The sequence below is a fragment of the Candidatus Desulfatibia sp. genome, assembly GCF_036446775.1.
Lineage (GTDB): Bacteria > Desulfobacterota > Desulfobacteria > Desulfobacterales > UBA11574 > Desulfatibia_A.
In genome coordinates, this window is the sequence record NZ_JAZFTO010000208.1 from 1 (window position 1) to 8,931 (window position 8,931).

Genomic DNA, 8,931 nt, shown 5'->3' on the forward strand with positions numbered 1-8,931 from the left:
ATGCGGGGCTGGATATATTGTCTCTGTGCAAGTGTTGTTTCGGCAGCCTTAAGGAAGCCGAACACATCCTCAAGCAGGAAGGTGATCTGCAAACCGAAATCAACCGCTTACTGGCGCAAAGAGGGCTGAAATATACCGGCCAGCCTCAGATTAAGCACCTTCTTTCCGTGCTGTATCATGATGTGGGCCTGGAGACTATTAAAAGCAAAATAACCAGGCAATATAACGGCTTCAAGATTGCAACCCATTACGGGTGCCATGCCCTGCGGCCCAGCAAGATCACCCAGTTCGACGACCCGGTAGCTCCCACCATCTTCGACCAACTGGTGGAGGTTACAGGCGCCCAAAGTGTGGACTGGAACGCCAAGCTGGAGTGCTGCGGGGCTCCCGTGCTGGGTATCAATGACGATCTTTCCATGAATTTGACCGCGCGCAAGCTGACCAGCGGCAAAGCGTCCGATGCTGATTATATTTGTTCTGCCTGCCCGTACTGTCATTTACAGTTTGATACCGTGCAGAAACTGATGGTTTCCCAAAACGGGCATGACCCGCTGGCTTCCGTTCTCTATCCCCAATTACTAGGGCTGTGTATGGGCATTGACGAAAAAATCTTAGGCCTCAATCTGAACCAGCTTGATATCTGTACAATCAAGTCTTTTCTTGACTCAGCCGAAGAGGAACCAGGAGGTTTGTTATGTTTAAAATCGTAAGACGTGAAGAAATGGCTCAGGGTACGGTAATACTGAATGAAATCGAAGCGTCTTTAATCGCGCGCAAGACTAAGCCCGGCCAATTCATTATCTTGAAAGCCAATGAAACCGGTGAGCGTATTCCGCTCACCGTAGCAGAAATGGACCCTGAGAAAGGAACAATAACAGTCATATATATGGTTGTCGGCAAATCCACCGCCCTTTTCAGGGATTTAAAGGTCGGTGAGGGGTATCAGGATGTTATCGGCCCTTTGGGCAAGCCGACTCACATTGAAAAACTCGGCAAAGTAGTTTGTGTCGGCGGCGGAACCGGTATCGCTGTTTTGCACCCTATTACCCGGGCGCTCAAGGAGATCGGAAACGAAGTAATCTGTATTGTCGGTGCCAGGAGTAAGGATCTGCTGATTATGGAAGAGTTGATGCGGACGGCTTCCCATAAACTGCATATATGTACCGACGATGGTTCATACGGACATCATGGTTTTGTAACAGATGTGTTAAGACAGGTGCTGGAGGAAAATGATGTAAAACTGGTTGTTGGTATCGGGCCGGTGCCTATGATGAAATTTTTATCCCAAGTGACAAAGGAATACCAAGTTAATACAATGGTCAGTCTGAACCCAATAATGATTGATGGGACCGGAATGTGCGGTGGCTGTCGTGTTACGGTTGGCAATGAGACAAAATTTGCCTGTATTGACGGACCTGAATTTGACGGGCACGAAGTTGACTATGATGAACTGATGCTTCGTCTTCAGGCCTACCAGGAGGATGAAAAACAAAGCTATGAGGAATATTGCACTTTAACCGGCATCTCACCATAACCACATAGATTCGGGACATTTGATTATTTCGCCTGAAATTTAAAGTTAATAAATATACTTTTTCAACGACCACGCCGCAATTTATTAAATTGCACCATGGATTTGCTTACGGAGGCACTATGGCAAAAGTAGTTAAAAAAGCAAAGAAAGAGAAGATTCCCAGACAACCCATGCCGGAGCAGGCACCGGATATCAGGAGAAAAAACTTTGACGAGGTACCTTTTGGACTCTCACCGGAAGCGGCCATGAAAGAGGCTGAAAGATGCTTGCAGTGCAAAAAACCGGCCTGTATTGCCGGATGTCCGGTGGAAGTCGATATTCCCGGATTCATCCAGCTTATCAAAGACGGTGATTTTCAAGGGTCCATCAGAAATCTGTGGGCCAAGAACAGCCTGCCCGCGGTTTGCGGCAGAGTATGCCCCCAGGAGACACAATGCGAAGAGGTTTGTATTATCGGCAAAAAGGGTGAACCTGTAGCCATCGGCAACCTGGAACGGTTTGCCGCCGATTATGAGCGCGCCCACGGTACCGGTGAGCTTCCGCCCAAGGAAAAGCCTACCGGGAAGAAGGTGGCGGTGGTGGGTGCCGGTCCATCAGGCCTAACGGTTGCCGGCGATCTAATATTAAAAGGGCATGATGTGACGATCTTTGAAGCCTTTCACCTGCCGGGTGGTGTGTTGGTATACGGGATTCCTGAGTTCAGGCTGTCAAATGATATCGTCTTTGCTGAAGTTGACTTCCTGGGAAAATTGGGGGTAAAGGTTCAATGCAACGCCGTTGTGGGTCGTATCATAACACTGGAGGAACTGTTTGAAGAGGGCTATGAAGCCATTTTCCTGGGTGTCGGTGCCGGCTTGCCCAATTTTTTGGGGGTGCCGAATGAAAACCTTATCGGCATATTTTCTGCCAATGAATATTTGACCCGGACCAACCTCATGAAAGCCTATCTTTTTCCCAAGTATGATACGCCCGTTATCAGAGGAAAAAATGTGATCACTATCGGTGCCGGTAATGTGGCCATGGATTCAGCTCGAACCGCTTTGCGGCTGGGTGCTAAAAGTTCCAGAATTGTCTATCGCCGCTCCAGTGCTGAAGTGCCGGCCAGGGCCGCAGAAGTCCATCATGCCGAAGAAGAAGGGGTCGAATTTCATTTTCTCACCGCCCCGACAAAATTTTATGGAAACCAAAAGGGACGCGTCATCGGCATGCAAGGTCTCAAGATGGAGCTGGGTGAGCCGGATGACTCCGGGCGACGCCGACCGATCCCAATTGAGGGTTCTGAGTTCGAGCTGGAATGCGATCTTGTCATTATTGCCGTGGGTTCCGGCGCCAATCCCCTGTTGACGAAATCTACGCAAGGGCTGCGGCTAAATAGATGGGGATATATCATGGCGGAACCTAATACCGGAAAAACCAGCTTAAAAGGCGTCTGGGCCGGCGGGGACATTGTAACCGGTGCTGCTACCGTGATTTTGGCAATGGGAGCCGGAAGGACGGCAGCCGATTCCATCCACGACTATTTGACTTGGGGATGGTAGTTTTCTGTCTGTAATACGAAAAAGTGCCGGCCCAGCTTTCTTCCAGGCAGAAAACCGGGAGAAAATAAGGAATGATAGTAATAGTTCACCGCAGAGTCGCAGAGGACGCAAAGACAATGAACATTATTTTTTTTGCCATTGAGGGGACGGCAAAAAAAAATAGCTCAAGCTTTATAAAAGTAATATTGTATTGAAATACAAGTGGTTATTTCTTTATCCCACAGGGATGCATGTTTTTGCTTTCCGCCCTCTCAGCGGAAAACAAAAAAGAAACAAATACTCTGCGACCTTTGCGTCTCAGCGGTGATTATAAATTATCCAATTATAATACGATACCGTATTTAAGAATACGTGTACTAAGGATTAGAAAATGCCCAATAAAAAAACAGGTGCCGTGATGGTAGTTGGTGGTGGAATCGCCGGAATGCAGGCCGCCCTGGATCTGGCCGATTCCGGCTTTTATGTCTACCTTGTCGAAAGGTCCTCTGCCATAGGCGGCGTCATGTCCCAACTGGACAAGACCTTCCCTACCAATGACTGTGCCATGTGAATTATCGCGCCCAAACTGGTCGAGGTCGGCCGGCATCTTAACATTGAACTTTTGACTTTATCAGAGGTGTTGAGCATTTCCGGGGAGGAAGGCAACTTCGCAATCAAGATGTTGCAGCATCCCCGGTATATAGACATGGATAAATGTATTGCCTGTGGTATTTGTGCAGAGAAATGTCCGAAAAAAGTAATAAGTGAATACGATGCCGGCCTGATCAAGCGCAAGGCGGCTTATGTGCAATACTCTCAGGCGGTCCCTTTAAAGTTTGCCATTGATGAAGAAAATTGTATCTATTTTAAAAAGGGGAAATGCAAGGCTTGTGAGAAATTCTGTCCCGCCGACGCCGTTAATTTTGAGGACCAGGCCAAAGAATTCACCATCAATGCCGGTGCGGTGCTGATAGCACCCGGCTGCATGATGTACGATCCGGCCGTTTACGATACCTACGGCTACAAAAAATCACCCAATATTGTAACCAGCTTGGAATTTGAGCGCATACTTGCTTCAACCGGGCCTTTCAGCGGTCATTTGGTAAGACCTTCAGATCATAAAGAGCCCGAGAAGGTCGCCTGGATTCAATGTGTGGGCTCCAGAGATATACGCCCGGGATCACAGCCGTATTGTTCAGCGGTCTGCTGTACCAGTGCCATCAAAGAAGCAATTATAGCCAAAGAGCACCAGAAAGGGGAACTGGATGCCGCCATTTTTTATATTGATATACGCACTTACGGCAAAGACTTTGAGAGGTATTATAACCGCGCCAAGGATGAAGTAGGCGTCCGATTCGTCAAATCCAAGGTCACCAACGTTGTCCCCGATGATGACACCGGCAAGCTTCTGATCCGCTATGTGGACGAAGCCGGCCAAAGGATTGAAGAGGGCTTTGATATCGTGGTGCTGTCAATAGGTCTGATGGTAAGCCCGCGAGGAGTAGAGTTGGCCAAAAGACTGGGCGTAGACTTGGACCACTATAACTTTGCCCAAACCAGCAGTTTTGCTCCGGTCGAAAGCAATGTGCCGGGTATTTATGTTTGCGGCGCTTTTGAGGCACCCAAGGACATCCCGGCTGCGGTGGTCGACGCCAGTGCTGCTGTGGGTGTGGTGGGTAGCAAATTGGCTGAATCCCGCTGGAGCCTCACCAAGACCAAAGATGTCCCCGCCGAAATTGATGCCCGTGGAGAGCCTCCCCGGGTCGGTGTCTTTGTCTGTTGCTGCGGTACCAATATAGCGGGCGTCGTTGATGTCCCGGCCGTGGCGGAGTACGCAAAAAGTCTGCCAGGCGTCGCTTATGTTGAGGAAAACATGTTCAGCTGTTCCCCGGACACCCAGGAAAAAATCACCGAGGTCGTCAAAGAGCATAAGCTCAACCGGGTGGTTGTGGCCGCCTGCACCCCCAAAACTCACGGACCGCTGTTTCAGGAGACCTTGATTAACGCCGGTGTAAATAAGTACCTGTTCGAAATGAGCAATATCCGCAACCAGTGCTCCTGGGTCCATAAAAACGATCCTGAAGAAGCCACGCGAAAGTCCAAAGATATGGTCAGAATGGCGGTGTCAAAAGCAGTGCTGCTACAGCCCCTGACAGAATCGACCATGGCAGTCAACCAGTCGGTCCTGGTAATCGGCGGCGGTGTTGCCGGCATGGCGGCGGCCCAAAATATGGCCCAGCAGGGATACAAGATTTTTCTGATTGAAAAAACAGACGCTTTAGGCGGACAGGCGCGGTTTCTCCATGAAACCTGGCGGGGCGAGGATGTTCAACAGTATCTTGACGAATTAACCAATGCCGTCCAGTCGGACAGTAACATAGATACCTTTTTGAATGCCGAGATTAAACAGGTGGAAGGGTTTGTCGGCAATTTTAAAACAACGATACAGAGCAACGGCAGCAGCAGCGTTCTGGAGCATGGCGTAACCATTATTGCTTCGGGGGCTTCGGAGCTGAAACCGGACCAGTATTTATATGGACAGGACCCGCGCGTGGTTACCGGGCTGGAACTGCAAAAACGGTTTATCGAAAATGATCCTGCTTTGGAAAATTTTAAATCGGCTGTTTTTATCCAATGTGTGGGCTCACGCATCCCGGAGCGTCCCTACTGCTCCAAGGTCTGCTGCACGCAATCCGTCAAGAGCGCCCTGAAGCTCAAAGAGAAAAATCCTGGCAGGCATGTTTATGTTCTGTACCGGGATATGCGCACCTACGGGCTGCGGGAGGACCTATACCGCCAGGCACGTTCGGCCGGGATTGTTTTTATCCGGTATGACGTTGATAAAGATTTCTCCGTCACCGCGGAGCAGGATGGTCTTAAGGTGATGTTCTCCGACAAAGTGTTAGGTCGCCTGATGGAAATACGACCGGATCTTTTGATTCTGGCTTCCGCCGTTGTCCCCGATACCAAGAGCCCCTTGTCCCGGCTTTATAAGGTCCCCCTGAATCAAGACGGCTTTTTCGCGGAAGCCCATGTCAAACTCCGACCGGTCGATTTTGCCACGGACGGCGTCTTTGTCTGCGGGCTGGCCCATGCACCCAAAACCATCGATGAATCGATTACCCAGGCTCAGGCTGCTGCTGCCAGAGCCGTCACGGTTCTGGCCAAAAAAGAAATCAAGCTGGGCGGCATTATCTCCCATATCGCTCCGGAGCTTTGTTCCGGATGTCTGGGATGTGTTAATGTCTGTCCCTTTAATGCCATTGACTTCGACGCTGAAAAGTTTGTGGCTGAAGTGAATCCGGCCCTTTGCAAAGGCTGCGGCGCCTGCTCGGCAGCCTGTCTTTCCGAGGCACCGGCCCTGATGGGATTTGACAACAATCAGCTTTACGCCCAGATCAAGAGCGCCTTAAACGACTAATCAAGGCGATCCCGATTCTCGTTTGTGGGCTAGGCAAAAATTGCCAACCTGCAAGATCAAACTGCCGCTTTCCATCCCGTTTATTTGTTTTTGTAAATATGGGCCTTGAAAGTTTATGGCGACGCAAACAGATAAATAGTGCATTAAATTCTATGGCTTAAGTGCTGTCTGGCTGAATTGGCATTAACTAACTTTTTGTTTTCACAAATACTGGCACGATATTTGAATGGTAATAACAAGTAGATTCGAGCATAAAAGATAGAAATAATTTAAAGTGATAACATAAGGTTATGAGCACATCAATTAGAATCAGCGTTTATGCATTTTTGCTGGTTTCTTTTCTAATCGGATGTATTTTCCAGCAAAAAGTGCCTTCTCAATTTTTGAGTCTTCCTGAGGAGATTTATGTCACACCTCAACAAAACTATCACAAAGCATTAAAAGTGGGTCTTTTTAAATTCACGGATCCACCCAATGCTCCGGGTCTGGGAAAAGCATCTGCGCAATACTTGTACAGAGAGCTGTTAAAAAACAAGGTGTTCTCAGATGTAACCCTCGAGATTGATGTGGCCGACACCCAAATTAGCAACCTGATAGAGATAGCTGACGCCCAAAAGTACGATTTGATTATAACCGGAGACATTTTTTATTATTTTGAAGGCGGCAATTATGAAAGCTCGCATGTTGAAGAGGAAATACGTGTAATTAGGGTAAATGATAAAAAAACACAAACCCTTTGGCACGCTGGAGCAACGGCAATCGGGCTGCCGACCCCTTCAACCGATTTTATTTTTAAGCAAAGAAACGGCGACCCGGCTCCGGCAGCAATGGCACTTATTAAAAGAAACGCAAAAAAGTTCGGCAATTTGTTTCTTACCGCATCTCCTCGCCGGCAGACAGTCCCAAAGTCGACATCTTATCGCCGGCAGCCAGTCCCAAAATCCACATATCCTCGCAAGCAGCTAATCCCGAAATCGACGATGAAAGGGTATAGTCGGCCTGTATCGGGTTATAAAAAAGCAGGCGCTTTAAACCCAAGATACGCCAGGGCCTATCAAAACCGAGGGGCCGCCTGGATCAAACAAGGCAATTACTCCAGCGCGTGCAATGATTTGCAGAAAGCTTGTGAATTAGGGGTTTGTTCAGGGTTGAATTGGGCCAAACAAAAGGGATATTGCAAAGCTGCTCAATCTCTTCCAGGCAAGGCGCTGTCGTCCGGGGTCAAGTAACAGTATAGTATTTAATCCCGCCACAGTCACACCAAATCCATTATTGACTGCGCACAATTATTGGTGTACCTATTTTTCTGATTTTATTCTAAAAAGGGAGGATACCAAAATGCCACCAAAATCCCGCATGGAGCTGGAATTAGCGGAGGCCGAGTACAAAAGGAATCTGGAAAAGGAAGAAAAGCTGGGTCGCAAGGAGGGTATGGCGGATGCTTACGGAAAACTCGGAACTCTTTACATAACTCTTGGTTATCTGGATAAAGCCGAAGACATGTTTAAAAAGAGCCTGGAAATGGAAGAAAAGCTGGATAACAAAGAGGGTATGGCATCAGATTACGGGTATCTGGGTACTGTTTACCAAATGCGCGATGATCTGGAACAAGCCGAAAACATGTTCAAAAAAAGCCTTAAAATCAATCAGGAGCTGGGCCGCAAACAGGGTATGGCAACGGTTTGCGGCAAACTGGCCGAAGTTTACTATACCCGTCGTGATTTGGATCAAGCCGAGGCCATGTTTAAAAAGCACCTGGAAATGGAAGAAAAGCTGGATAACAAAGCGGCCATAGCGAAAATTTATGGTTTTTTAGGAGATATTTACCGCCTCCGTCTTGATTTTAATCAAGCCGAAGAAATGTACAAAAAGAGCCTGCAGCTTTTTGCAGCTACCGGAGCCGGGCATATGGTAGAGCTAATGCAGGAAATGCTGGCCAACTTAAAAAAGAGGAAAGAAGCTTAACAATAATGCAGCCATAAATTCCCAAGGTCCCCAAAAATCTATCGGGTAAGCTGAAATGCTATCCATATGCCAAGTATTCCACCAGCACCGCTTCCAAGCAGCGAGGCCAGTGAAATCCCACCAGCTCCCAGTAAACCGGGCAAATACCCTCCTGCAAAGGAGCCGATAATCATTCCAAACGTAATCATTACTTTTCGTGACATATTTGTTACCAAGATAAATGCACATTATCATGTGCTTCTACGTAATTCCAAATTTTCTCAGACCGAATTTATGCAATGGGGTTAATTCCCGTTTTACGGAGTTCTCAAATCCAGCCAATAACCGAATGATTTAGTCGGCACTGTTAAGCGACCCCTTTTTTAGGCCCCCCAAATTAAATAATGTTCATCCAGAGGCAATCTAAGCCGTCCACAATGATATGAATTGCCAACCCGAACCCCAAGAGCCGGGTCTTTGGTACCGCAGCAAGCAGTGCATACACAGCTATAGCC

General features: G+C 48.1%; 8 protein-coding genes. 6 read left to right on the plus strand and 2 right to left on the minus strand.

The genetic code is table 11. From position 1 onward, the window contains the following. The 6 genes from V3S16_RS10020 to V3S16_RS10045 all read left to right on the plus strand — a co-directional run. On the plus strand, positions 1 to 710 hold a 710-nt coding region (locus tag V3S16_RS10020), incomplete at its 5' end, for a CoB--CoM heterodisulfide reductase iron-sulfur subunit B family protein (RefSeq protein WP_413884548.1). After that, complete coding sequence (locus V3S16_RS10025; protein WP_413884549.1) at positions 695 to 1,534, plus strand: sulfide/dihydroorotate dehydrogenase-like FAD/NAD-binding protein; 840 nt, start codon at positions 695 to 697, stop codon at positions 1,532 to 1,534. The genes V3S16_RS10020 and V3S16_RS10025, both read left to right, overlap by 16 nt. A gap of 119 nt (positions 1,535 to 1,653) precedes the next feature. Continuing rightward, positions 1,654 to 3,072 carry an NADPH-dependent glutamate synthase gene (gene gltA, locus V3S16_RS10030; protein ID WP_413884550.1) on the plus strand — a complete coding sequence of 473 codons (1,419 nt, stop codon included), beginning with the start codon at positions 1,654 to 1,656 and terminating at the stop codon, positions 3,070 to 3,072. A gap of 370 nt (positions 3,073 to 3,442) precedes the next feature. Beyond that, entirely contained in the window at positions 3,443 to 6,472 is a 3,030-nt protein-coding gene (locus tag V3S16_RS10035) for an FAD-dependent oxidoreductase (protein ID WP_413884551.1), read from the plus strand. Positions 6,473 to 6,762: 290 nt separating this feature from the next. After that, entirely contained in the window at positions 6,763 to 7,701 is a 939-nt protein-coding gene (locus tag V3S16_RS10040; protein WP_413884552.1) for a hypothetical protein, read from the plus strand. Positions 7,702 to 7,810: 109 nt separating this feature from the next. Further along, on the plus strand, positions 7,811 to 8,437 hold the full coding sequence (locus V3S16_RS10045; protein ID WP_413884553.1) for a tetratricopeptide repeat protein: 627 nt from the start codon (positions 7,811 to 7,813) through the stop codon (positions 8,435 to 8,437). 38 nt (positions 8,438 to 8,475) lie between these two features. On the opposite strand, the gene V3S16_RS10050 is transcribed toward V3S16_RS10045, so the two are convergent. Both V3S16_RS10050 and V3S16_RS10055 read right to left on the minus strand, forming a co-directional pair. Continuing rightward, complete coding sequence (locus V3S16_RS10050; protein ID WP_413884554.1) at positions 8,476 to 8,640, minus strand: hypothetical protein; 165 nt, start codon at positions 8,638 to 8,640, stop codon at positions 8,476 to 8,478. A 173-nt stretch (positions 8,641 to 8,813) separates the two neighbouring features. Then, positions 8,814 to 8,921, minus strand: coding sequence for a DUF6122 family protein (locus V3S16_RS10055; protein ID WP_413884555.1), 108 nt, complete (start codon positions 8,919 to 8,921; stop codon positions 8,814 to 8,816). Positions 8,922 to 8,931: the final 10 nt, after the last annotated feature.